Raw genomic sequence first — 22,932 nt, 5'->3', positions numbered from 1 at the left:
CCGAATACGGAATTCCGTATTCCCTATCGGAGCTGCCGGCGTGATTCCTCTCGACCCGCTCCCGAACCTGATCGACCAGGTCTATGCGCGCATCCTGGAGGCGATCTCCGATCGCACGCTCGAGCCCGGCCAGCGCATCCGGCAGAACGAGCTCGCCGACAAGCTCGGCGTGTCGCGCCAGCCGGTGTCGCATGCGCTGCATCTGTTGCACCGGCAAGGTCTCGTCGCCGAGAGCGGCAAGCGCGGCTTCGAAGTCACCCAGCTCGATCCCCCGCGCATCCGCCAGCTCTACGAGGTGCGCGGCGCCATCGATGCGCTCGCGGCGCGGCTTGCCGCTCAGCGTGCTGCGAGCGATGCGGCGGGACGCGCGCGACTGGAGACGGCGCTCGCCGCCGGACGCGGCATCGACCGCACCACGTCGCTCGCCGAGCTCATCTCGCTCGACGTCGAATTTCATCGTGCGATCTATCAGCTCGCCGGCAATCCCGTGATCGAGGAGACCATCGCGCCGCAATGGCCGCATATGCGCCGCTCGATGGCGACCGTGCTGTCGGAGCTCGACTATCGCGACAGCGCCTGGGCGGAGCATACCGATATTGCCGGACACATTCTGAGCGGCGACGCGAAGGCCGCCGAACGCGCCGCGCTTGCGCACGCGCAGACGGCGGGACGGCTGACCGAGGAGAGATTGAGGGCAACGGACGCGGCGGCGGCGTAGCTATTTGCACCGTCATTCCGGGGCGATGCGCAGCATCGAGCCCGGAATCCATCGGGCGGCAGAGACTGCGGAGAAATGGATTCCGGGCTCGCGACTTCGCCGCGCCCCGGAATGACAAAAACAAAACAACAGGAGGACGACCCATGAAACTGTCCCAGGAGCAATTGGAGTTCTTCCACCGCGAGGGCTGGCTGTTCCTGCCCGAGCTGTTCAGCCAGGAGGAGGTCGATTTGCTCGCGCGCGAGGCGGTCGGCATCTACGACGCCAATCGGCCGGAGGTCTGGCGCGAGAAGAGCGGCGCGCCGCGCACGGCCTTTGCCGCGCATCTCTACAACGAGGCCTTTCGCGCTCTCGGCGCGCATCCGCGCATGATCGAGCCGGTCGAGCAATTGTTCGGCGAACCCGTCTACATGCACCAGTTCAAGATCAACGCGAAATCGGCCTTCACCGGCGACGTCTGGCAATGGCACCAGGATTACGGCACCTGGAAGCGCGACGACGGCATGCCGGAGCCGCGGGCGATGAACATCGCGATCTTCCTCGACGAGGTGATGCCGATCAACGGTCCCTTGATGCTGGTGCCGCGCAGCCAGAATGCCGGCGATCTCGAAGCCTCGCACGACCTCGCGACCACCTCCTATCCGCTGTGGACGCTGGACGAGGACACGGTCACGCGCCTCGTCAAGCAGGGCGGCATCGTTGCGCCGACCGGCAAGCCCGGCGGCATGCTGATGTTCCACGGCAATCTCGTGCATGGCTCCAGCGGCAACATCACGCCCTACCCGCGCAAGATCGTGTACCTGACGCTGAATGCGGTCTCGAACTACATCCGCACGCCGACGCGGCCGGAGTACATCGCGCATCGCGATTTTGCGCCGATCAGGACGGTGGACGACGATGCGCTGCTGCGGCTTGCCCGTGCGCCGCGGCAGGCGGCGGAGTAAATCGGTCTCGTGCCCCCGACGCAGCGCAGCGCTTCTTCAGCGGTGCGCTGCAGAGCCGGGGCCCATGCCACGCGGATAGTTTTTCTCTGGGTCCCGGCTCTGCGGCGCAGCGTTGCACGCTGCACCTTGTCCGGGACACGATAGTTGCACTGGACATCCCCATGAACCTCTTTCGCCTCCTCCAGGCCCGCGCGTCCGCCGGCAAACCCGTTCGCGTGGCGCTGATCGGCGCCGGCAAATTCGGCTCGATGTTCCTCGCGCAGGTGCCGCATACGCCGGGACTCGAGGTACCCATCATCATCGACATCGACCGCGAGCGCGCGCGCGAGGCGTGCCGCACCGTGGGCTGGGACGCTGATCGCATCGCCCGCACCGTGTTCACCGATGACGGCGCCCGCGCCATCGCCGGCGGGGCGATGGACGTGGTGGTCGAAGCGACCGGCAATCCTGCCGTCGGCATCAGGCATGCGCGTGCCGCGATCGCGGCGGGCAAGCACATCGTGATGGTCAATGTCGAAGCGGACGTGCTGGCGGGCCCACTGCTCGCCGAGGAGGCGCGGAAGGCGGGCGTGGTCTATTCACTCGCCTATGGCGACCAGCCGGCGCTGACCGCTGAGATGGTCGACTGGGCCCGCGCCACCGGTTTTCGCGTCGTCGCCGCCGGCAAGGGCACAAAATACCTGCCGGCCTATCACGACGTGACGCCCGACGGCGTCTGGCAGCATTACGGCCTGACCGCGGGCGAAGCGCAGTCGGCCGGCATGAACCCGCAGATGTTCAACTCCTTCCTCGACGGCACCAAATCGGCCATCGAGATGGCCGCGATTGCGAACGCCTGCGGCCTCGACGTGCCCGCGGAAGGATTGCTGTTTCCGCCCTGCGGCGTGGACGATCTGCCGCACATCATGCGGCCGCGCTCGCGCGGCGGCGTGCTGGAGCGGTCCGGCGTGGTGGAAGTCGTGTCCTCGCTGGAGCGCGACGGACGGCCGGTGTTTCGCGACCTGCGCTGGGGCGTCTATGTCGTGCTGGAGGCGCCGAACGACTACGCCGCCGACTGCTTCAGGCAATACGGCCTGAAGACCGACGCCAGCGGACGCTTCGCCGCAATGTACAAGCCCTATCACCTGATCGGGCTCGAGCTGAACATCTCGATCCTGTCGGCCGCGCTGCGGGGCGAGGCGACCGGCCAGGCTTTCGGCTTCCGCGGCGACGTCGCCGCCGTGGCCAAGCGCAACCTGCGCGCCGGCGAGATGCTCGACGGCGAAGGCGGCTACACGGTGTGGGGCAAGCTGGTGCCGGCCGCCGCGAGCCTGAAGGCGGGCGCCCTGCCGATCGGCCTCGCGCATCGCCTGAAGCTGAAGCACGACGTCGCCCATGGCGAGATCGTGCGCTGGAGCGACGTCGAGTTCGATGCCAACAACGAGACGATCAGGACAAGGAAGGCGATGGAGGCGGCGTTCGCGAAGGCGGGGTAGCGTTGGGTTGAGTTGGTGCAGCCGCGATCTCGGTGCACCTCTCCCGCTTGCGGGAGAGGTCGGCGCGTAGCGCCGGGTGAGGGCTTTCTCCTCTCGGGGATTGTCCCGTTGTGGAGATACCCTCTCCCCAGCCCTCCCCCGCAGGCGGGGGAGGGAGCGCACCTCCATCGACGCCGCGTTGTTGCCCAATCGTGCGGCAGTTCGCCAATCATCGACTTTCGTCTGCCTCGCATTCGCAGTTGCGAGCGCGGCATGAGGCTTGATTGTCGCTGGCCGACAGGTCATCCTTGCTGACGGAACCGCAATGATCGGAATTCCAATAACAAGAGCCCGACAGGGCCTTCGGAAACGCTTCACAAGTCTCAAACAAAACAACGTCGATCTCGACCAAGACAAGACGACACCAAGGATCGTTCCCCTTAAGTCGAAGCATCGGCATCACGGAGGGAAGTGCATGGAACGTCGTAAATTCCTGACGGCAGGCGGATTGGGCCTGGCCGCGAGCGCTGTCGCTGCGCCGGCTATCGCGCAAGGTTCGCCCGAGGTCAGGTGGCGTTACGCCACGAGCTGGCCGAAGTCGCTCGACACGCTCTATGGCGGCTGCGAATATTTCACCAAGAAAGTCGCCGAGATCACCGACAACAAATTCCAGATCCAGCCGTTCGCGGCGGGCGAGATCGTCCCGGGCCTGCAGGTGCTGGATGCGGTCTCGAACGGCACCGTCGAGATGGGCAACACCGCGCTCTACTATTACTGGGGCAAGAATCCCGCCTTCACCTTCGCCACCGCGCTGCCGTTCGGGCTGAACACGCGCCAGCAGATCTCCTGGCTGCTGTGGGGCGGCGGGCAGGAGCTCGTGAACGACCTCCTGAAGGAGCACAATTGCTACGGCATTCCGACCGGCTCCACCGGCGCCCAGATGGGCGGCTGGTTCCGGAAGGAGATCAAGTCGATGGAGGACATCAAGGGCCTCAAGATGCGCATCGGCGGATTTGCCGGCACGATCATGGCCAAGCTCGGCGCGGTGCCGCAGCAGATCGCCGGCGGCGACATCTATCCGGCCCTCGAAAAGGGTACGATCGACGCGGCCGAATGGGTCGGCCCCTACGACGACGAGAAGCTCGGCTTCGTCAAGGTTGCGAAGTACTACTACTATCCCGGCTGGTGGGAGGGCACGAGCCAGGGCCACAACATCATGAACCTCGACAAGTGGAATGCGCTGCCGAAGCACTATCAGGCCGCGATCGATGCCGCCTCGCGCGACACGTTTACCTGGATCACCGGCAAATACGACGCATTGAACGCGCCGGCGCTGAAACGGCTCCTGGTGTCGGGCGCCATCCTGAAGGCATTCCCGCAGGACGTGCTCGAGGCCTGCTACGGTGCCGCCAACGAGATCTATGCCGATCTCTCCAAGAGCAATCCGCATTTCGGCAAGATGTACGCGAGCCTGACCGCCTTCCGCGGCGAGGCCCTGCCCTGGTTCCAGGTCGCCGAGCTGAGCTTCGACAGCTTCATGATGCGGATGCGGACGAAGACGTGAGGCGCCAGACGGCACACGACTAAAGAATGAGAAGCCCCGGAGATGGCGACATCTCCGGGGCTTTTGCATTGGACATAGCTCTCGTAGGGTGGGCAAAGCGACTTGTCCGCCGTAGCTCGAAGAGCGAGGGCGGAAGCGTGCCCACCTGCTCTAGCCAAGTGAGAAAGATCGTGGGCACGGCGCTATGGCGCCTTTGCCCACCCTACGGCTGTTCGGCGAGAGAGGTCGCGCTCAGCCTTCGCAACTGCGAGCGTTCCGACGCCGCTTGCTTATCGTGAGGCGAACGGTCATCCTCACATCGGAACCGCAATGCGCGGGATCCACAAAGAGCCCTGAAGGGCCTTCGGAAACGCCAAAAACAATCATCACAACACCACGTCGGTACCCGGCGAAGCCAAGACGACACCAAGATCGTTCCCTTAGTCGAGGACATCGGCGCAACGGAGGGATAGGCATGAAACGTCGTGAATTCCTGAAAGTGACAGGTGCAGGGCTGGCGGCGAGCACCGCGATTGCCGCGCCGGCGATCGCGCAATCTTCGCCGGAGACGAGATGGCGGCTCGCCGCGAGCTGGCCCAAGGCGCTCGATACGCTCTATGGCGGCTGCGAATATTTCTGCAAGCGCGTCGCCGAGGTCACCGACAACAAATTCCAGATCCAGCCGTTCGCGGCCGGCGAAATCGTCCCGGGCCTGCAGGTGCTGGATGCGGTGTCGAACGGCACCGTCGAGATGGGCAACACCGCGCTGTACTACTACTGGGGCAAGAATCCCGCCTTCACCTTCGGCACGTCGCTGCCGTTCGGCCTGAACACGCGGGCGCATATTTCCTGGCTGCTGTTCGGCGGCGGACAGGAGATGCTCAACGACCTCTTGAAGGAATACAACACGATCGGCATTCCGACCGGCTCGACCGGCGCCCAGATGGGCGGCTGGTTCCGGAAGGAGATCAAGTCGATGGAGGATTTCAAGGGATTGAAATTCCGCGTCGGCGGCTTCGCCGGCACGATCATCGCCAAGGTCGGCGGCGTGCCGCAGCAGATCGCCGGCGGCGACATCTATCCGGCGCTGGAGAAGGGCACGATCGACGCGGCCGAATGGGTCGGCCCCTATGACGACGAGAAGCTCGGCTTCGTGAAGGTCGCGAAGTACTACTACTATCCGGGCTGGTGGGAAGGCACCGGCCAGGGCCACAACATCATGAATCTCGACAGGTGGAACGCGCTGCCCAAGCACTACCAGGCCGCGATCGAGATGGCCTCGCGCGACACCTTCACATGGGTCACCGGCAAATACGACTACGTCAACCCGCCGGCGCTGAAGCGCCTGCTGGTAGCCGGCGCGATCCTCAAGCCGTTCCCGCAGGAGGTGCTCGAGGCCTGCTACAATGCCGCCAACGAGATCTATGCGGATCTCACCAAGACCAACCCGCACTTCAAGAAGATGTATACGAGCCTGTCGGCGTTCCGGAATGAATCGCTGGCCTGGATGCAGGTCGCCGAGCTCAGCTACGACAGCTTCATGATGCGGATGCGCACGCGGACGTGAGGCGCCGGACGGCGAACGAGGTCGGAAACGACGAAAGCCCCGGAGATGTCTCCGGGGCTTTTGCTTTGGTCTTTCCGCTTTCGCGGGTGATGACAGCCGTGGTGCGGCTGGCTCGATTGGCGCTAAGTTAAAACGACCGCTGCGGCACGCTAACACCTCTCCCGCTTGCGGGAGAGGTCGGCGCGGAGCGCCGGGTGAGGGCTTTCTCCTCTTGGGGATTGTCCCATTGCGGAACCACCCTCTCCCCGACCCTCTCCCGCAAGCGGGAGAGGGAGTGCACCTCCGTCGTTGCAGCGATCGCCGTGCGGCTAGACCAACCCGCCGGCATCCGCGACGCGGCGCTGGTGATAGTCGGTGTCGCCAAACGTGTTCTCGATCATGGTGAGGCGCTTGAAGTAGTGGCCGATCTTCGCCTCCATGGTCATGCCGATGCCGCCGTGGAGCTGGATCGACTGCTGTCCCACGAATTTCAGCGACTTGCCGATCTGCACCTTGGCCGCAGCAATCGCGTTGGAGCGCTCCTTGGCGTTCTCGAAATCGTTCGCCATGGTCGCGAACATCGACATCGAGCGCGCCTGCTCGGCGGCGACGAACATGTCGGAGGCGCGGTGCTGCAGCGACTGGAACGAGCCGATCGCGACGCCGAACTGTTTTCGCGTCTTGATGTACTCGACGGTGGTCTTCAGCGATTCATCCATGAGGCCAACCGCCTCGGCGCAGAGCGCGACTCGGGCCTCATCGACCACGCGCTCGATCAAGGCGAGCGAGTCGTCGGGATTGCCGATCACGGCATCCGGCCCGACCTCGACGCCGGTGAGGGTGATGTCGGCGGCATGCAGGCTGTCCTGGGTCGGGTAGGACTTCTTGGTGACGCCCTCGGCATTGGCCGGGACCAGGAACACGCCGATGCCGGTCTTGTCGCGGCGGTCGCCCTTGGTGCGGGCAGTGACTAGAAGAGTGTCCGCGTTCTCGCCGTTGAGCACGACGAACTTCTCGCCGTCGATGACCCAGCCGTCGCCCTTCTTCTTCGCGGTCGTCGCGACGTCGAAGAGATCGTAGCGCGAGTTCTTCTCGAGCTGGGCAAAGGCGAGCGTCTTGCTGCCGTCGATGATGCCAGGCACGTGCGCGGCCTTCTGCGCATCGGTGCCGGCATGGCGCAGGAAGCCGCCGCCGATCACGACCGTGGCCAGATACGGCTCCAGCACCAGCGCCTTGCCGAGTGCCTCCATCACGATCATGGTCTCGACGCCGCCACCGCCGAAGCCGCCATCGGCCTCGCTGAAGGGCAGGCCGAGCAGTCCCTGCTCGGCGAGCTTGAGCCAGACCGTTTTGCTCCAGCCGCCCTTCTCCTTCATGTACTTCTTGCGCTGCTCGAAATCGTAGGAATCGGTCAGCAGGCCGTCGATGCTTTCCTTGAGAAGCCGCTGCTCCTCGTTCAGGTCAAAATCCATGTTCTTTGGTTCCTCGTACCCGGAATTTTTGCTTCGTCATTCCGGGACACGCGCGACAGCGCGGGGACCCGGAATCCAGAGGTTGTGGCGCGAGATTCCGGGTTCGCGCTGGCGCGCGCCCCGGAATGGCGACGGTTAGAGCCCCAGCACCGCCTTGGCGATGATGTTGCGCTGGATCTCGTTGGAGCCGCCGTAGATCGAGACCTTGCGGTTGTTGAAGTAGCTCGGCGCGATCTGGGCGGTCCAATCCATGGCTTCGTTCGAGCCGTCGTCGCCGTGCACGTCGTAGGGCGCGGCGAACGGGCCGATCACTTCCATCAGCAGCTCCGTGGTGGTCTGCTGGATCTCCGAGCCCTTGATCTTGAGCACGGACGACGCAGGATTGGGCTTGCCCTTGCCGTGCTTGCCTTCATCGGCGACGACGCGCAGCTGCGTCAGCTCGAGCGCCTTCAGCTCGATCTCGCACGCGGCCAGCTTCTCGCGGAAGGCGGCGTCCTGGATGATCGGCTTGCCGGCGGATTCGACCTTGCCGGCGAGATCGCGGATGCGGCGCAGCCGCTCCTTGGAGACGCCGACGCGGGCGATGCCGGTGCGTTCGTTGCCGAGCAGGAATTTTGCGTAGTCCCAGCCCTTGTTCTCCTCGCCGATCAGGTTCTCGATGGGCACTTCGACGTCATCGAAGAAGACTTCGTTGACCTCGACGCCGCCGTCGATGGTCTGGATCGGGCGCACGGTGACGCCCTTCGACTTCATCGAGAACACGATGAAGGAGATGCCCATCTGCTTCTTGGCGTTGTTATCGGTGCGGCAGAGGCAGAAGATCATGTCGGCATGCTGGGCCAGCGTGGTCCAGGTCTTCTGGCCGTTGATGATCCACTTGTCGCCACGGCGCTCGGCTTTCGTCTTCAGCGATGCGAGGTCAGATCCCGAGCCGGGCTCCGAAAAGCCCTGGCACCACCAGTCGTCGACATTGGCGATGCGCGGCAGATACTGCTTCTTCTGCTCCTCGTTGCCGAAGGTGTAGATGACCGGACCGACCATGCTGACGCCGAAGGCGAGCGGCTGCGGCGCCGGATAGGACTGCAGCTCCTCGTTGAAGATGTAGTGCTGCACGGAGGTCCACCCCGTTCCGCCGTACTGCGTCGGCCAGTGGCTGACGCCCCAGCCCTTCTTGTTGAGGATGCGCCACCAAGTCACCATCTCGTCCTTGGTGAGATGACGGCCCTCGACCAGCTTGCGCCGCGTATCCGGCGGCACGTTGTCGCGGAAGAACGACCGCACTTCCTCGCGAAACGCCTGCTCTTCTTTCGTGAATGCGAGATCCATCGGATCCTCCTGTTTCCTCGTCGTCCTGGCGAAAGCCAGGACCCATTACCACCGGCCTTCGTTTTGCGAAGGCAATTGCCGTCTGTGCCCCTTACCCCGGCCGCGGAGTATGGGTCCTGGCTTTCGCCAGGACGACGGTGAACTACTGCAACACCTCAAACAAACCCGCCGCGCCCATGCCGCCGCCGACGCACATGGTGACGACCGCGTATTTCGCCTTGCGGCGGCGGCCTTCGATCAAGGCGTGGCCGGTGAGGCGCGCGCCCGACATGCCGTAGGGATGGCCGACCGCAATCGCGCCGCCGTCGACGTTGATCTTCTCGGGGTCGATGCCGAGCTTGTCGCGGCAATAGAGCACCTGCACCGCGAAGGCTTCGTTGAGCTCCCAGAGGCCGATGTCGTCGACGGTGAGACCGTGACGCTTGAGCAGGCGTGGCACGGCGAAGACCGGGCCGATGCCCATCTCGTCCGGCTCGCAGCCGGCCGAGACGAAGCCGCGGAAGATGCCGAGCGGCGCAAGGCCGCGCTTGGCGGCTTCCTTGTCGCTCATGATCACCGAGGCGCTGGCGCCGTCGGAGAGCTGGCTGGCATTGCCGGCGGTAACGGAGAAACCCTCGCCGCGCACCGGCTTGAGGCCGGCGAGGCCTTCGATCGTGGTCTCGGGACGCGGACCTTCGTCCTGCGACAGCGTGACCTCCTTCATCGACACGGCGCCGGTCGCCTTGTCGGTGACCGCCATCTGCGTCGTGATCGGGGCGAGCTCGTCCTTGAACTTGCCGCCCTGCTGGGCGGCGGCGGTGCGGCGCTGGCTCTCCAGCGAATACTCGTCCTGCTTCTCGCGCGAGATGCCGTAGCGCTTGGCGACGACCTCGGCGGTGTCGATCATGGGCATATAGACCTCGCCCTTGATCTTGAGCAGCGCCGGGTCCTGGGCGTGGAAACCGTTCATCTTGTCGTTCTGCACCAGCGAGATCGACTCGCCGCCGCCGCCGACCGCGATCTCGACGCCGTCGAAGATCACCGAGCGCGCGGCGAGCGCGATCGCCTGCAGGCCCGAGGCGCATTGCCGGTCGATGGTGGTGCCGGCGACGGTGACGGGGAGACCTGCGCGGAGCAGCGCCTTGCGCGCGATGTTGCCGCCGGTCGCGCCCTGCTGGAGGGCTGCGCCCATCACGACGTCCTCGATCTCCTTCGGGTCGACTTTTGCGCGCGCGACAGCCTCGCCGATGGCGTGGCCGAGCAAGGTTGCGCCCTCGGTGGCGTTGAGCATGCCGCGATAGGCCTTGCCGATCGGGGTGCGGGCGGTGGAAACGATGACGGCGTCGGTCAAGAGCGACCTCCTGGTTGCTTGGATTGTGATGGTTTCTGCTGCTGGCGCAACTCGTGGCGCGACAATTTTCCGACCGGCGTGCGCGGCAGATCGTCGACGAACTCGACCTCCGCCGGAAGCTCGTGCTTGCCGAGCTTGCCGGCGAGCTGGGTGCGCAGCTCGTCGAGCGAGAACGGTTTTGCGTCGGGCCTGAGCTTGATGAAGGCTTTTGCGGCCTCGCCGCGGTACTGGTCGGGAATGCCGAGCACGATCACCTCGTGCACGCCCGGAATGGTGTAGATCGCCTGCTCGATCATCTGCGGATAGACGTTGAAGCCGCCGGAGATGATCATGTCCTTCTTGCGGTCGACCAGGAAGAAATAGCCGTCGGTGTCGACATAGCCGATGTCGCCAGTGAGGAAGCGGCCGTCGACGAAGGCATCCGCGGACCCCTCCGGCTTGTTCCAGTAGCCTCTGGTGACGTTCGGGCCCTTGATGCGGATCTCGCCGACTTCGCCCGGCGGCAGCACGCGCTTGGGATCGTCGAGCGCGACGACGTCGAGCTCGATGCCGGGCAGCATCAGGCCGATCGAACCCGGCTTGTCCGGCCCCGTGGGCGGATGACCGGTGCCGGGCGAGCAGGTCTCGGTCATGCCCCAGCCGCTGCGCAGCTTCTTGCCGACCTTGCGCTCGAAGAAGCTCGCGATCTCCACCGGCAGCGGCGCGCCGCCGGAACCGATCGTCGCCAGCGAGGAGAAGTCGCGCTTGTCAAGGTCGGGGAGCGCGGCGATCGCGATCCACATCGTCGGCACGCCCGGGAAGTACGTCGCGCGCTTGACCTCGATGTCGCGCATCACGGCTTCGACGTCGAAGCGCTGATGCAGCGAGATCAAATTGCCGCGGCTGAGCGAGGACAAGAGCACGACGGTGAGCGCGTAGATGTGGAACAGCGGCAGCACGCAGATCACGCGCTCGACGACGTCGCCGCGTGCGGCGCGCGCCGGCTTGCCCCAGACGTCGTAGATCGACACCGCCGAGGTGAGATTGCCGTGGGTCAGCATCGCGCCCTTGGGCAGGCCGGTGGTGCCGCCGGTATATTGCAGCAGCGCGACGTCGTCGGCCGTGACTTTCGGCCACTCTGCCGGAGCGGTGGCGCCTTCGACGAAGGCCTTGAAGGTGACGATGCGGGGATCAGCGGGGATCGCCGCCTGCGGCGTGCCGACCTTGCCCCAATTGTCGTCCTCGCAGACGACGAGCTTGTCGATCAGGCCCTTCTCCAGGAATTTCAGCGCGGTCGGCAGCAGCGCCTGCAGGTTCGAGGTGATGAGCAGGCGCGAGCCGGAATCGGAGACCTTGTGCGTCAGCGCGATCTCGCCGTCGAGCGGCGACAGATGCGCGACACGGGCGCCTGCCTTCAGCGCGCCGAAGAAATTGACGGGATGGTCCGGCGTATTGCCGAGGAACAGCGCGACGGAGCTGTTCCTGCCGATGCCCGCGCGCAGGAACGCGACGGCGGCGCGCTCGGCCATCGCGGCGAGCTCGGTGTAGCTGATTGGACGGTCGCGGAATTCCAGCGCGGTGCGCGGGCCGTAAGTCGCCGCGGCTTTCGACAGGAGGTCGGGCAGCGAGCCCTGGGCGATGGTGTCGTCCCACCGCACGCCCTCGGGGTAAAACTGTTCGCCGGGATGGGTCATTTTCTTGATTGCTTGAGCGAGCAACTAACACAGACCGTCATTCCGGGGCGCGACGAAGTCGCGAGCCCGGAATCCATAACCACCAGCTGGGGTTATGGATTCCGGGCCTGCGCCTTGCGGCGCATCCCGGAATGACGAGGGTTGGGACGAAGCGGCCATCACGCCGCTTTCGACGCGGCCGCGAGCGAGGCGAACGTCTTGCCTTCCGCCGCGAGCTTCTTCAGCAGCGGGGCTGGCTCGAGGCTCGGATCGTTGGTCTCCTTGGCGTAGAACGACAGGCGATCGGCGATGTGCTTGAGGCCGACGCTGTCCGCCCAGAACATCGGGCCGCCGCGATAGATCGGCCAGCCATAGCCGTAGAGCCAGACCACGTCGATGTCGGACGGACGCGCCGCGATGCCCTCTTCGAGGATCTTCGCGCCCTCGTTGATCATCGGGTACATCATGCGCTCCAAAATCTCCTCGTCGCTGACGACGCGCTTCTTGCGCCCCAAGCGCAGCAGCGTCTCGTCGATCAGCTTCTCGACCTCGGGATCGGGCAGCGCCGAGCGGGAGCCGGCTTCGTACTTGTAGTAGCCCTTGCCGGTCTTCTGGCCGAAGCGGCCGGCTTCGCACAGCGCGTCCGCGATCTCCGACTTGATGCCGCGATCCTTGCGCGAGCGCCAGCCGATGTCGAGGCCGGCGAGGTCGCCCATCGCGAACGGCCCCATCGGCATGCCGAACTTCGTTACCACGGCATCGACCTGCTGCGGCAGCGCGCCTTCGAACAGCAGCTTTTCCGACTGCTTGCCACGCTGGGCCAGCATGCGGTTGCCGACAAATCCGTCGCAGACGCCGACCACGGCCGGCACCTTGGCAATTTTCCGCGCGATGTTGACGGCCGTCACCAGCGCGTCCGGCGCGGTCTTGTCGGCGCGCACGATCTCGCACAGCTTCATGACGTTGGCCGGCGAGAAGAAGTGCATGCCCAAAACATCCTGCGGGCGCTTGGTCGACTTCGCGATCTCGTCGATGTTCAGATACGAGGTGTTGGAGGCGAGCACGGCGCCCGGCTTGACGTACTGGTCGAGCTTGCCGAACACTTCCTTCTTCACCGCCATGGTCTCGAACACGGCTTCGATGACGAGGTCGGCATCGCCGACATTCTCGATGCCGACGACGCCGTTGATCAGCGCCATGCGCTTGGCCGGCGCATCCGCGGGGATACCGCCGCGCGCGGCGGTTGCTTCCCAGTTCTTCTGCATGATGCCCATGCCGCGCTTGAGCTGCTCCTCGCCGGTCTCGATCAGCGTGACGGGCACGCCGGCATTGGCAAAGGACATCGCGATGCCGCCGCCCATGGTGCCGGCGCCGAGAATGGCGACGCGGTTCACGGGCCGCGACTTGGTGCCCTCTGGCACGCCCGCGATCTTGGCGGCTTCGCGCTCGGCGAAGAAGGCATAGCGCTGCGCCTTGGACTGGTCGCTGGCGACGAGCTTGAGGAAGCCCTCGCGCTCCTTCTTCAGCCCTTCGTCGAAGGGCAGGTCAATGGCGTAGCCGACGGCGTCGGCCGCCGCGAACGGCGCCTCCAGGCCGCGCGACTTCTTGGTCATGGCGGCGACCGCATTGGTGAAGATCGAGCGGTCGGCCTTGGCGGCCGCGATCTTGGAATCGTCGTCGCGCAGGCGCCGCAGCGGACGCTTCTCGGCGATGAGCTTGCGGACGAAAGCCTCGCCGCCGGAGGCCGGCCCTTCGATGATCTCCTCGATCAGGCCGTTCTTGAGCGCTTCCGCGGCCCCGATCGGGTCGCCGCCGACGATCATCTTGACCGCAAGCTCAGGCCCGACCGCGCGCGGCAGGCGCTGGGTTCCGCCGGCGCCGGGCAACAGGCCCAGCTTGACCTCGGGCAGGCCGAGCTTGGCCTCCTTGACCGCGACGCGGAAATGACAGGCGAGCGCGACCTCGAGGCCGCCGCCGAGCGCGGTGCCGTGGATCGCGGCCACCACGGGCTTCGGCGAATTCTCGATCTCGGCGAGGACGTCGTTGAGGGCGGGCGGCTTCGGCGGCTTGCCGAATTCGGTGATGTCGGCGCCCGCGATGAAGGTGCGGCCGGCACAGGTCAGCACGATGCCCTTGATGGCGGGATCGGCGACCGCTGCCTTGATGCATTCCAGGATGCCGCCGCGGACCGCGGCACTCAGCGCATTGACCGGAGGGCTATTGACCGTGACGATCCCGATTTCGTCATGACGCTCAAGCTTGACCACTTCGCTCACGGTTTCCCTCCTTGGTGGGGATTTACTTTTGTTCGATTTCGCGGTGCGGAATTTAATTCCGCATCTTGACGGCAGGGTTATTTTGAAGCACGTGGCTTGTCAACGACTCCGCGCAAGAAGCAGATCAGGGATGAAGCGTACAGGAAAGAAGACTGCGACCGATCGGAATTTCGTCGTCGCGCTTTCCCGCGGACTGGACGTATTGCGCGCATTCCAACCCAATGACGGCCTGCTCGGCAATCAGGAGATCGCGGCGCGGACCAATCTGCCCAAGCCGACCGTATCGCGGCTGACTTATACGCTGACCAAGCTCGGCTATCTGACGCCGGTTCCCCGTTTCGAGAAGTACCAGCTCGCGCCCGCCGCGATGTCGCTCGGCTACGCCGCGCTCGCCAATCTCGGTGTTCGGCATTTGTCCGAGCCGTTTCGCGAGGAAGTGATGCGCGCCACCGGCGGCGCCGTCGCCGTCGGCGGACGCGACCGTCACAGCATGATCTATTTCGGGCAGAGCCGCGGCAGCGAAACGGTCGGCGTTCAACTTGACGTCGGCTCGCGCGTGCCGATTGCAACCAGCGCGATGGGCCGCGCCTATTTCTGGGCGCTCGACGAAGACAATCGTGCCGAGGTGTCACGCATGCTGCGTGAACATTACGGCAGCCGCTGGCCCAAGATGCGCGATGGCCTCGAACGTTCCGGCGAGACCGTCGCGAAATACGGCTTTGCGATCTCCGTCGGCGACTGGCACGACGACATCGGCGCCGCCGGCGTCGCGCTCAAGCTCAACGACGGAACCGGACCTTACGCATTCAATTGCGGCGCGCCCGCATTCCGCTTCACGGAAGAGCGTTTGATCAACGACATTGGACCGCGTCTGCTTGCGATGGTAAGGAACATCGAAGCGGCACTCGGGGGTCTGATGCCGCATTCCAAAAAAGAAGTCAGCAAAAAGCTGAAATCAGGAGGAAAAGTTGCGCGTGTGGCCGAGGGGATCAGATAGCCTTTGTCGTCACAGGGAGCGGTTCGCATCGCCCCTTCGCCCACTGAACATCGTGGGCGAGACGAGATGACGCAGGCACAGCTCGCGCAGGGTACATCGCCCCTGCTCGCGGTTCGCGACGTCAGCGTCGTGTTCGGCGGCATCATCGCGCTCAACGGCGTGTCCTTCAACATGCACAAGGGCCAGATCCTCGGATTGATCGGCCCCAACGGCGCCGGCAAGACAACGCTCTTCAACTGCCTCTCGCGGCTGTATCAGCCGTCGTCCGGCGACATCCTGATGGAGGGCGTCAGCATCCTGTCGCGCCCGCCGCACCGGATCGCCGAGATCGGCATCGGCCGCACCTTCCAGAACGTGGCGCTGTTTCCGAACCTGTCGGTGATGGACAACGTCCGCGTCGGCGCGCATTCGAAGACCTCCAGCGACATCATCAGCGACTCCCTGAAACTGGCGTGGGTCCGGCGCAGCGAGAACGACGTCAACAAGAAGGTGCACGAGATCCTCGCCTATCTCGACCTCGAGGACGTCGCCCACACCACCGTGTCCGGCCTGCCCTTCGGCACGCAGAAGCGCGTCGAGCTGGCGCGCGCGCTGGCTGCCGATCCGAAGATCCTGCTGCTCGACGAGCCTGCCGGCGGCCTCAACCACGAGGAAGTCTATGTGCTCGGCGACCTCATCCGCAAAATCCGTGACGAACGCCACATGACGGTGCTGCTGGTCGAGCATCACATGGGCCTCGTGATGTCGATCGCCGACCACGTCGTCGCGCTGAATTTCGGCAAGAAGCTCGCGGAAGGCACGCCGGCCCAGGTGCAGGCGGACCCCGACGTCATCAAGGCCTATCTCGGGAGCAAGGACCAATGACGACTCTGCTCAACGTCAAGGACTTGCGCGCCTATTACGGCCAGGTCCAGGCGCTCCATGGCCTGTCCTTCTCGCTCAACGAGGGATCGCTGACGACGCTGCTCGGGGCCAACGGCGCCGGCAAGACCACGACGCTGCGCGCGATCTGCAACATGGTGCGCTCCACCGGCGCGATCGAATTCGACGGCAAGCCGCTGAGCAACCGCTCGACCGAAAACATCGTGCGGTTCGGCATCGCCCATGTGCCGCAGGGGCGCGGCACCTTCACCACCATGACGGTGGAGGAAAACCTTCAGTTAGGGGCCATCACCCGCAAGGACAGCGCCGGCATCGTCTCCGACATCGAGCGCATGTATGCGCATTTCCCGGTGCTGAAGCAGCGCCACACCCAGCAGGCCGGCACGCTCTCCGGCGGCGAGCAGCAGATGCTCGCGGTCGCCCGCGCGCTGATGCTGCGGCCGCGGCTGATGCTACTCGACGAGCCCTCCTTCGGCCTCGCGCCGCTGGTCGTGCGCGACCTGTTCGGCATCCTCGGCAAGATCAACCGCGAGGACAAGGTGTCGATCCTGGTGGTCGAGCAGAACGCCCAGCTCGCGCTCGAGCTCGCCGACCAGGCCTACGTGATCGAGACCGGCCGCATCGTGATGTCGGGCAATGCCAAGGACATCGCGAACAACGAAGAAATCCGCAAATCCTATCTGGGTTACTGAGGGAGCCGGGACAATGGAGCTGTTCACCAACCAGGTCCTGGCCGGCATCGCCACGGGCGCGATCTACGCCTGCATGGCGCTCGCCGTGGTCATGATCTACCAGGCGATCGACCATCTCAACTTCGCGCAGGGCGAGATGGCGATGTTCTCGACCTTCATCTCCTGGCAGCTGATGCAGTGGGGCGTGCCCTACTGGGCCGCCTTCGTGATCACGCTGGCCTTCTCCTTCGTCGCCGGCATCGCGATCGAGCGCATCCTGTTCAAGCCGCTGGCGAAGGCGCCGGTGCTGACCAACGTCGCCGGCTTCATCGCGCTGTACGCGATCATCAACTCTACGGCCGGCCTGCTCTGGGACTTCACCATCAAGCAGTATCCGACCCCGTTCGGCTCCGCGCCGTTCCTGGGCAGCCAGCTGATCTCGACCCACCAGGCCGGCATGATCGGCGTCACCGTGCTGCTGCTGCTCGGCCTCTACTTCTTCTTCCAGTACACGCGGATCGGCCTTGCCATGCGCGCGGCCGCCTCGGTGCCTGAATCGGCGCGCCTCGTCGGCATCAACACAAGCTGGATGATCGCGCTCGGCTGGGGCATGGCGACCGCGATCGGCTCGATCGCCGGCATGCTGATCGCTCCCGTGGTGTTCCTCGAGCCCAACATGATGGGCGGCGTCCTGATCTACGGCTTTGCCGCCGCGGTGCTCGGCGGCCTCACCAGCCCGTTCGGCGCCGTGGTCGGCGGCTTCCTGGTCGGCGTCTTCGAGAACCTCGCCGGCACCTACATCCCCGGCGTCGGCAACGAGCTGAAACTCCCGATCGCGCTCGCGCTGATCATCTCCGTCCTGGTCGTCAAACCCGCTGGCCTGTTCGGCCGGCACATCGTCAAGCGAGTTTGATCATGAGCGCTGCAGAAGAAGTCGTTGCAGAGGGCCACCAGGCGGTCGAGGCCGTTCCGAAGCGGGCCATGACGCTGGGCACCGGCACCTCGCTGGTGGTGCTCGCCGCGCTTTTGATCGTGCCCGTCTTCGTCAAGAACTTCATCATCTTCCAGATGACGATGCTCCTGATCTACGGGCTCGCGGTGCTGGCGCTGAACATCCTGACCGGCGGCTCGGGCCAGTTCTCGCTCGGCCAGAGCGCGTTCTACGCGGTCGGCGCCTATACTTCGGCAGTGCTGATGGAGCACGCCAACATCAACTACGCGCTGACCATTCCGATTTCCGCCGTGGTCTGCTTCGGATTCGGTTACCTTTTCGGCAAACCGGCCCTGCGGCTATCGGGCGTCTATCTCGCGCTCGCGACCTTCGCGCTCGCCACCGCGATGCCGCAGCTCCTGAAGCTGAACTTCCTCGAGCACTGGACTGGCGGCGTGCAGGGCCTCGTCGTCACCAAGCCCGACGCGCCGTTCGGCCTGCCGATGTCGCAGGACATGTGGCTGTACTACTTCACGCTCCTCGTGACGATCGCGATCTATATCTTCTCGGTGAACCTGTTGCGCTCGAGATCAGGCCGCGCCTTCATGGCGATCCGCGACAACGAGATCGCGGCCTCCTCGATGGGTGTCAACGTCGCGCTCTACAAGACGCTTGCCTTCGGCGTGTCGGCGGCGATCACCGGCATTGCCGGCTCGCTCGGCGCCATCGCGGTGCAGTTCGTGGCCCCCGACAGCTACACCATCACGCTCGCGATCTCGCTGTTCCTCGGCATGGTGGTCGGCGGCGTCGGCTGGCTGCCCGGCTCGTTCGTCGGTGCGGCCTTCATCATCTTCGTGCCGAACATGGCGGAGAGCATCTCCAAGGGTCTCTCCGGCGCCGTGTTCGGCGTGCTCCTGTTCCTCGTCATCTACCTCGTGCCGCATGGCGCAAGGCAGATCGCAATCCTGGGCCAGCAACTCGCTGGAAAGCTCAGAAAGAACTGAAATCCATTCATCGTACAAAGGAGACCCGAATTGTCTTTTGGAAGAACACTGCGAGCCGCCGCGCTGGTCACGGCAACGGCGGCCATCACTTTCAACTCCGGCGCGGCATTTGCCCAAAAGAAATACGACACCGGCGCTTCCGATACCGAGATCAAGATCGGCAACATCATGCCGTACAGCGGTCCGGCGTCGGCCTATGGCATCATCGGCAAGACCGAAGAAGCCTATTTCAAGATGATCAACGACAAGGGCGGCATCAACGGCCGCAAGGTCAACTTCGTCACCTATGACGACGCCTATTCGCCGCCGAAAGCAGTCGAGCAGGTCCGCAAGCTGGTCGAGAGCGACGAGGTGCTGGCCGTGTTCAACCCGCTCGGCACGCCCTCGAACACGGCGATCCAGAAATACCTGAACGCCAAGAAGATCCCGCAGCTGTTCGTCGCCACCGGCGCCACCAAGTGGAACGACCCGAAGAACTTCCCCTGGACCATGGGCTGGCAGCCCTCCTACCAGAGCGAAGCGCAGATCTACGCGAAATGGCTGATGAAGGAGAAGCCGAACGCCAAGGTCGCGATCCTCTACCAGAACGACGATTTCGGCAAAGACTACCTCAAGGGCACCAAGGACGGCCTCGGCGCCAAGGCCTCGTCCATGATCGTCATGGAAGAGAGCTATGAGGTGTCCGAGCCCTCGATCGACGGCCACATCGTCAAGATCAAGGCCGCCAATCCCGACGTGCTGCTGATCTACGCGACGCCGAAATTCGCGGCGCAGACCATCAAGAAGACCGCCGAGCTCACCTGGAAGCCGCTGCAGATCCTGACCAACGTCTCGATCTCGGTCGGAAGCGTGATGAAGCCGGCCGGCTTCGAGGCCTCGCAGGAGGTGCTGTCGGCGGCCTATGCCAAGGACTCCACGGATCCGCAGTGGAACAACGACCCCGGCATGAAGAAGTGGAACGAGTTCGTCGACAAGTACATGCCCGGCGCCGACAAGACCGACACCGGCATGGTCTACGGCTATGGCGCAGCCTCGACGCTGGCCAAGGTGCTGGAGATGTGCGGTGACGATCTCACCCGCGCCAACCTGATGAAGCAGGCGGCGAGCCTGAAGGATTTTGCCCCGGACACCCTGCTGCCCGGCGTCAAGATCAACACCAGCGCCACCGACTTCGCCCCGATCTCGCAGCTGCAGATGCAGCGCTTCAAGGGTGAGAAGTGGGAACTGTTCGGCGAGATCATCAGCGGCGACGTCGCCTCCGAGTGACACGCTGACGTCATAGTCCTGGCATCGATAGGCCCCCGCGAGCGATCGCGGGGGCTTTTTGTTGACGCCGGGCGTCAATCTTGTTCAATGCGGCCGATCCAGCCCGGGGTAGGAGAACAATGACTGCCGTTCGTTTTCAGGTTGTGGCCGTCTCGGCCGCCCTTGCATTGTGCACCGCGATGACGAGCCCGGTGCTGGCGCAGAAGAAATACGACAGCGGTGCTTCCGATACCGAAATCAAGATCGGCAACATCATGCCCTATAGCGGGCCGGCCTCCGCCTATGCCGCGATCGGCAGGACCGAGGAAGCCTATTTCAACAAGATCAATGCCGAGGGCGGCATCAACGGCCGCAAGATCAAGTTCATCTCCTACGACGACGGCTATTCGCCGCCGAAGACGGTGGAGCAGGCGCGCAAGCTGGTCGAGAGCGACGGAGTGCTGCTGATCTTCGGTTCGCTCGGCACCTCCACCAATGGCGCGATCCGCAAATACATGAACGAGAAGAAGGTGCCGCAATTGTTCGTGGCGAGCGGCGCCTCGAAATGGAACGATCCGAAGCAATATCCCTGGACCATGGGCTGGCAGCCGAGCTACGCGAGCGAGGCCCGGATCTACGCCAAGTACATCATGAAGGAGAAGCCGGACGCGAAGATCGGCCTGCTCTACCAGAACGACGATTTCGGCAAGGACTATCTCAGGGGACTGAAACAGGGCCTCGGGCCGAAGGCCTCGATGATCGTGCTGGAGGACAGCTACGACACCTCGGAGCCCGCGATCGACGAACACGTCGTGAAATTGAAGGCCTCAGGCGCCGACGTCTTCATCAGCATCACCACGCCGAAATTCGCCGCACAGGCGATCAAGAAGGCGGCCGAGATCAACTGGCACCCGGTCCACATCATCTCCAACGTCTCGGCCTCGGTCGGCGGCGTGCTGGAGCCGGCGGGCCTCGAGGTCTCGCAAGGCATCCTGTCGGCCACCTACGCCAAGGACGGCTCGGACCCGCAATGGAACGCCGATGACGGCATGAAGAAGTTCTACAATTTCCTCGCGCAGTACGCGCCCAAGGCCAACAAGCTCGATGCCGGCGTGGTGTTTGGCTATGCCGCAGCCCAGACCATGGTGAAGGTGCTGCAGATGTGCGGCGACGATCTCACCCGCGAGAACGTCATGAGGCAGGCCGCCAGCATCCGGGATTTCGCGCCCGATACGCTGCTGCCCGGCATCAAGATCAACACCGCACCCGATAATTTCGCCCCGATCGAGCAGCTCCAGATGATGCGCTTCAAGGGCAAGAAATGGGAGCTGTTCGGCGACGTCATCTCGAGCGAGGTGAACCACTGAGCCCCCTCAACTCAAAATCGCCCCTATAGAGCAAGACAACTCAAGACGGTTACGCCATCTTGCACCGCACGCGCTGCTGCGCCCGTGTCCATGACTACTAAAGGAGCAGCCCCCGCGACGCCGTCGCGGGGGCTTTCTGTTGAAGGCACCAGGCAAATCGTATTGAATTGCGGGCGCGTCGCCAAGAACAAGCAACACAAGAAAAGGGACGCACACACACCAAGAAAATAAATAGGGAGATTGGAATGCCCGCTGTCACCGGCAAACTTGCGGCCGCGTCACTGGCGCTTGCGCTCATTGCGGCCTCGGCCTCCACTGCATCGGCCCAGAAGAAATACGATACCGGCGCCACCGACACCGAAATCAAGATCGGCAACATCATGCCCTACAGCGGACCTGCCTCCGCCTACGGCATCATCGGGCGGACCGAAGCCGCCTATTTCAAGAAGATCAACGAAGAGGGCGGCATCAACGGCCGCAAGATCAATTACATCAGCTATGACGACGCCTATTCGCCGCCGAAGACGGTGGAGCAGGCGCGCAAGCTGGTCGAAAGCGACGAGGTGCTGTTCATCTTCAACTCGCTCGGCACGCCGCCGAACTCGGCGATCCAGAAATACATGAATTCGAAGAAGGTGCCGCAGCTGTTCGTCGCCACCGGCGCCACCAAGTGGAACGATCCGCAGAACTTCCCGTGGACGATGGGCTGGCAGCCGAATTACCAGAGCGAGACGCAGATCTACGCGAAATATATCCTGAAGACCATGCCAAACGCCAAGATCGGCGTCCTTTACCAGAACGACGATTACGGCAAGGACTACCTGAAGGGCCTGAAGGACGGTCTCGGCGCCAAGGGCGCAAGCATGATCGTGCTGGAGGAAAGCTACGAGACCTCAGAGCCGACCATCGACAATCACATCGTCAAGCTGAAGGCGACCGGCGCCGACGTCTTCATCAACATCACCACGCCGAAGTTCGCGGCACAGGCGATCAAGAAGATCTCCGAAATCGGCTGGAAACCGACTCACTTCCTCAACAACGTCTCGGCCTCGGTCGGCAGCGTGATCAAGCCCGCCGGCTTCGAGAACTCGCAGGACATCATCTCGGCCGCATATCTGAAGGACGTTTCCGATCCGCAGTGGAAGGACGACGCCGGCATGAAGGGCTTCCTTGACTTCATGACGAAATACTTCCCGGAGGGCGACAAGCTCGACGGCGGCACCATCGTCGGCTATGGCGTGGCACAGACCCTGGTCGAAGTGCTGAAGAACTGCGGCGACAATCTCACGCGCGAGAACGTCATGAAGCAGGCGGCGAGTCTGAAGGATTTCCGCACCGAAGTGCTGCTGCCCGGCATCAAGATCAACACCGGCGCCAACGACTTCGCGCCGATCAGTTCGCTTCAGCTCATGAAGTTCAAGGGCGACAAATGGGATCTGTTCGGCGACGTGATCAGCGCTGACGCCGGCGGCTAGCCGCCAACAAGCACGTAAAGCAAGCCCCCTGCGGCCTCACGCAGGGGGCTTTTGTTTGCCCTTCGATTATCATCACGCGATTGCACAATCGAATGACAG

Annotated in this window: 18 protein-coding genes; 13 read left to right on the top strand and 5 right to left on the bottom strand. The window is 64.1% G+C overall.

The window, feature by feature from the left end; genetic code table 11:
- Positions 1–40: 40 nt before the first annotated feature.
- The 5 genes from N2603_RS04645 to N2603_RS04625 all read left to right on the top strand — a co-directional run bounded on the left by N2603_RS04645 (position 41) and on the right by N2603_RS04625 (position 6,226).
- The gene (locus N2603_RS04645) at positions 41–718 is read left to right on the top strand and encodes a GntR family transcriptional regulator (protein ID WP_260387857.1); all 678 of its coding nucleotides are present in this window, start codon (positions 41–43) and stop codon (positions 716–718) included.
- A gap of 143 nt (positions 719–861) precedes the next feature.
- On the top strand, positions 862–1,662 hold the full coding sequence (locus N2603_RS04640; RefSeq protein ID WP_260387856.1) for a phytanoyl-CoA dioxygenase family protein: 801 nt from the start codon (positions 862–864) through the stop codon (positions 1,660–1,662).
- 161 nt (positions 1,663–1,823) lie between these two features.
- Positions 1,824–3,137, top strand: a complete 1,314-nt coding sequence (locus N2603_RS04635; RefSeq protein ID WP_260387855.1) for an NAD(P)H-dependent oxidoreductase — start codon at positions 1,824–1,826, stop codon at positions 3,135–3,137.
- A 454-nt stretch (positions 3,138–3,591) separates the two neighbouring features.
- Positions 3,592–4,680, top strand: a complete 1,089-nt coding sequence (locus tag N2603_RS04630) for a TRAP transporter substrate-binding protein (protein ID WP_018646813.1) — start codon at positions 3,592–3,594, stop codon at positions 4,678–4,680.
- 454 nt (positions 4,681–5,134) lie between these two features.
- Complete coding sequence (locus tag N2603_RS04625) at positions 5,135–6,226, top strand: TRAP transporter substrate-binding protein (RefSeq protein WP_260387854.1); 1,092 nt, start codon at positions 5,135–5,137, stop codon at positions 6,224–6,226.
- Positions 6,227–6,534: 308 nt separating this feature from the next.
- On the opposite strand, the gene pimD is transcribed toward N2603_RS04625, so the two are convergent.
- The 5 genes from pimD to N2603_RS04600 form a co-directional block, all read right to left on the bottom strand.
- Positions 6,535–7,677 (bottom strand): pimeloyl-CoA dehydrogenase small subunit, encoded by a 1,143-nt coding sequence (pimD, locus tag N2603_RS04620; RefSeq protein ID WP_260387853.1) that lies wholly within the window; start codon positions 7,675–7,677, stop codon positions 6,535–6,537.
- Between the two features lie 135 nt (positions 7,678–7,812).
- Positions 7,813–9,003, bottom strand: coding sequence for a pimeloyl-CoA dehydrogenase large subunit (pimC, locus tag N2603_RS04615; protein WP_260387852.1), 1,191 nt, complete (start codon positions 9,001–9,003; stop codon positions 7,813–7,815).
- 142 nt (positions 9,004–9,145) lie between these two features.
- Positions 9,146–10,333 carry an acetyl-CoA C-acyltransferase gene (locus tag N2603_RS04610; protein ID WP_260387851.1) on the bottom strand — a complete coding sequence of 396 codons (1,188 nt, stop codon included), beginning with the start codon at positions 10,331–10,333 and terminating at the stop codon, positions 9,146–9,148.
- Positions 10,330–12,006, bottom strand: a complete 1,677-nt coding sequence (pimA, locus tag N2603_RS04605; protein ID WP_260387850.1) for a dicarboxylate--CoA ligase PimA — start codon at positions 12,004–12,006, stop codon at positions 10,330–10,332. Before pimA ends, N2603_RS04610 begins: the two co-directional genes overlap by 4 nt.
- Before the next feature lie 158 nt (positions 12,007–12,164).
- Positions 12,165–14,261: a 3-hydroxyacyl-CoA dehydrogenase NAD-binding domain-containing protein gene (locus tag N2603_RS04600; RefSeq protein ID WP_260387849.1), complete on the bottom strand. Its 2,097-nt coding sequence runs from the start codon at positions 14,259–14,261 to the stop codon at positions 12,165–12,167.
- 130 nt (positions 14,262–14,391) lie between these two features.
- Between N2603_RS04600 and N2603_RS04595 the strand changes: the two genes are divergently transcribed.
- The 8 genes from N2603_RS04595 (at position 14,392) to N2603_RS04560 (ending at position 22,833) form a co-directional block, all read left to right on the top strand.
- Positions 14,392–15,258 carry an IclR family transcriptional regulator gene (locus tag N2603_RS04595; RefSeq protein ID WP_020608074.1) on the top strand — a complete coding sequence of 289 codons (867 nt, stop codon included), beginning with the start codon at positions 14,392–14,394 and terminating at the stop codon, positions 15,256–15,258.
- A gap of 66 nt (positions 15,259–15,324) precedes the next feature.
- Positions 15,325–16,122, top strand: coding sequence for an ABC transporter ATP-binding protein (locus N2603_RS04590; protein ID WP_018646805.1), 798 nt, complete (start codon positions 15,325–15,327; stop codon positions 16,120–16,122).
- On the top strand, positions 16,119–16,832 hold the full coding sequence (locus N2603_RS04585) for an ABC transporter ATP-binding protein (RefSeq protein ID WP_018646804.1): 714 nt from the start codon (positions 16,119–16,121) through the stop codon (positions 16,830–16,832). Before N2603_RS04590 ends, N2603_RS04585 begins: the two co-directional genes overlap by 4 nt.
- 13 nt (positions 16,833–16,845) lie before the next feature.
- Entirely contained in the window at positions 16,846–17,724 is an 879-nt protein-coding gene (locus N2603_RS04580; protein WP_018646803.1) for a branched-chain amino acid ABC transporter permease, read from the top strand.
- A 2-nt stretch (positions 17,725–17,726) separates the two neighbouring features.
- On the top strand, positions 17,727–18,746 hold the full coding sequence (locus tag N2603_RS04575) for a branched-chain amino acid ABC transporter permease (protein ID WP_260387848.1): 1,020 nt from the start codon (positions 17,727–17,729) through the stop codon (positions 18,744–18,746).
- A gap of 30 nt (positions 18,747–18,776) precedes the next feature.
- Positions 18,777–20,012 (top strand): ABC transporter substrate-binding protein, encoded by a 1,236-nt coding sequence (locus N2603_RS04570; protein ID WP_018646801.1) that lies wholly within the window; start codon positions 18,777–18,779, stop codon positions 20,010–20,012.
- A 119-nt stretch (positions 20,013–20,131) separates the two neighbouring features.
- Positions 20,132–21,358, top strand: a complete 1,227-nt coding sequence (locus N2603_RS04565) for an ABC transporter substrate-binding protein (RefSeq protein WP_260387847.1) — start codon at positions 20,132–20,134, stop codon at positions 21,356–21,358.
- A 245-nt stretch (positions 21,359–21,603) separates the two neighbouring features.
- Positions 21,604–22,833 carry an ABC transporter substrate-binding protein gene (locus N2603_RS04560; protein ID WP_260387846.1) on the top strand — a complete coding sequence of 410 codons (1,230 nt, stop codon included), beginning with the start codon at positions 21,604–21,606 and terminating at the stop codon, positions 22,831–22,833.
- Positions 22,834–22,932: the final 99 nt, after the last annotated feature.

Source organism: Bradyrhizobium huanghuaihaiense (assembly GCF_025200885.1).
GTDB classification, from domain to species: Bacteria; Pseudomonadota; Alphaproteobacteria; order Rhizobiales; family Xanthobacteraceae; genus Bradyrhizobium; species Bradyrhizobium huanghuaihaiense.
The sequence above is the reverse complement of the archived record's forward strand: the minus strand, read 5'-3'. Positions and strand labels throughout refer to the sequence as shown.

Excerpts from the sequence above, each read along its gene's own strand:
- N2603_RS04640 (WP_260387856.1), top strand. The coding sequence starts at position 862 with ATGAAACTGTCCCAGGAGCAATTGGAGTTCTTCCACCGCGAGGGCTGG.
- N2603_RS04635 (WP_260387855.1), top strand. The coding sequence starts at position 1,824 with ATGAACCTCTTTCGCCTCCTCCAGGCCCGCGCGTCCGCCGGCAAACCC.
- N2603_RS04630 (WP_018646813.1), top strand. The coding sequence starts at position 3,592 with ATGGAACGTCGTAAATTCCTGACGGCAGGCGGATTGGGCCTGGCCGCG.
- N2603_RS04625 (WP_260387854.1), top strand. The coding sequence starts at position 5,135 with ATGAAACGTCGTGAATTCCTGAAAGTGACAGGTGCAGGGCTGGCGGCG.
- pimD (WP_260387853.1), bottom strand. The coding sequence starts at position 7,677 with ATGGATTTTGACCTGAACGAGGAGCAGCGGCTTCTCAAGGAAAGCATC.
- pimC (WP_260387852.1), bottom strand. The coding sequence starts at position 9,003 with ATGGATCTCGCATTCACGAAAGAAGAGCAGGCGTTTCGCGAGGAAGTG.
- pimA (WP_260387850.1), bottom strand. The coding sequence starts at position 12,006 with ATGACCCATCCCGGCGAACAGTTTTACCCCGAGGGCGTGCGGTGGGAC.
- N2603_RS04595 (WP_020608074.1), top strand. The coding sequence starts at position 14,392 with ATGAAGCGTACAGGAAAGAAGACTGCGACCGATCGGAATTTCGTCGTC.
- N2603_RS04590 (WP_018646805.1), top strand. The coding sequence starts at position 15,325 with ATGACGCAGGCACAGCTCGCGCAGGGTACATCGCCCCTGCTCGCGGTT.
- N2603_RS04585 (WP_018646804.1), top strand. The coding sequence starts at position 16,119 with ATGACGACTCTGCTCAACGTCAAGGACTTGCGCGCCTATTACGGCCAG.
- N2603_RS04580 (WP_018646803.1), top strand. The coding sequence starts at position 16,846 with ATGGAGCTGTTCACCAACCAGGTCCTGGCCGGCATCGCCACGGGCGCG.
- N2603_RS04575 (WP_260387848.1), top strand. The coding sequence starts at position 17,727 with ATGAGCGCTGCAGAAGAAGTCGTTGCAGAGGGCCACCAGGCGGTCGAG.
- N2603_RS04565 (WP_260387847.1), top strand. The coding sequence starts at position 20,132 with ATGACTGCCGTTCGTTTTCAGGTTGTGGCCGTCTCGGCCGCCCTTGCA.
- N2603_RS04560 (WP_260387846.1), top strand. The coding sequence starts at position 21,604 with ATGCCCGCTGTCACCGGCAAACTTGCGGCCGCGTCACTGGCGCTTGCG.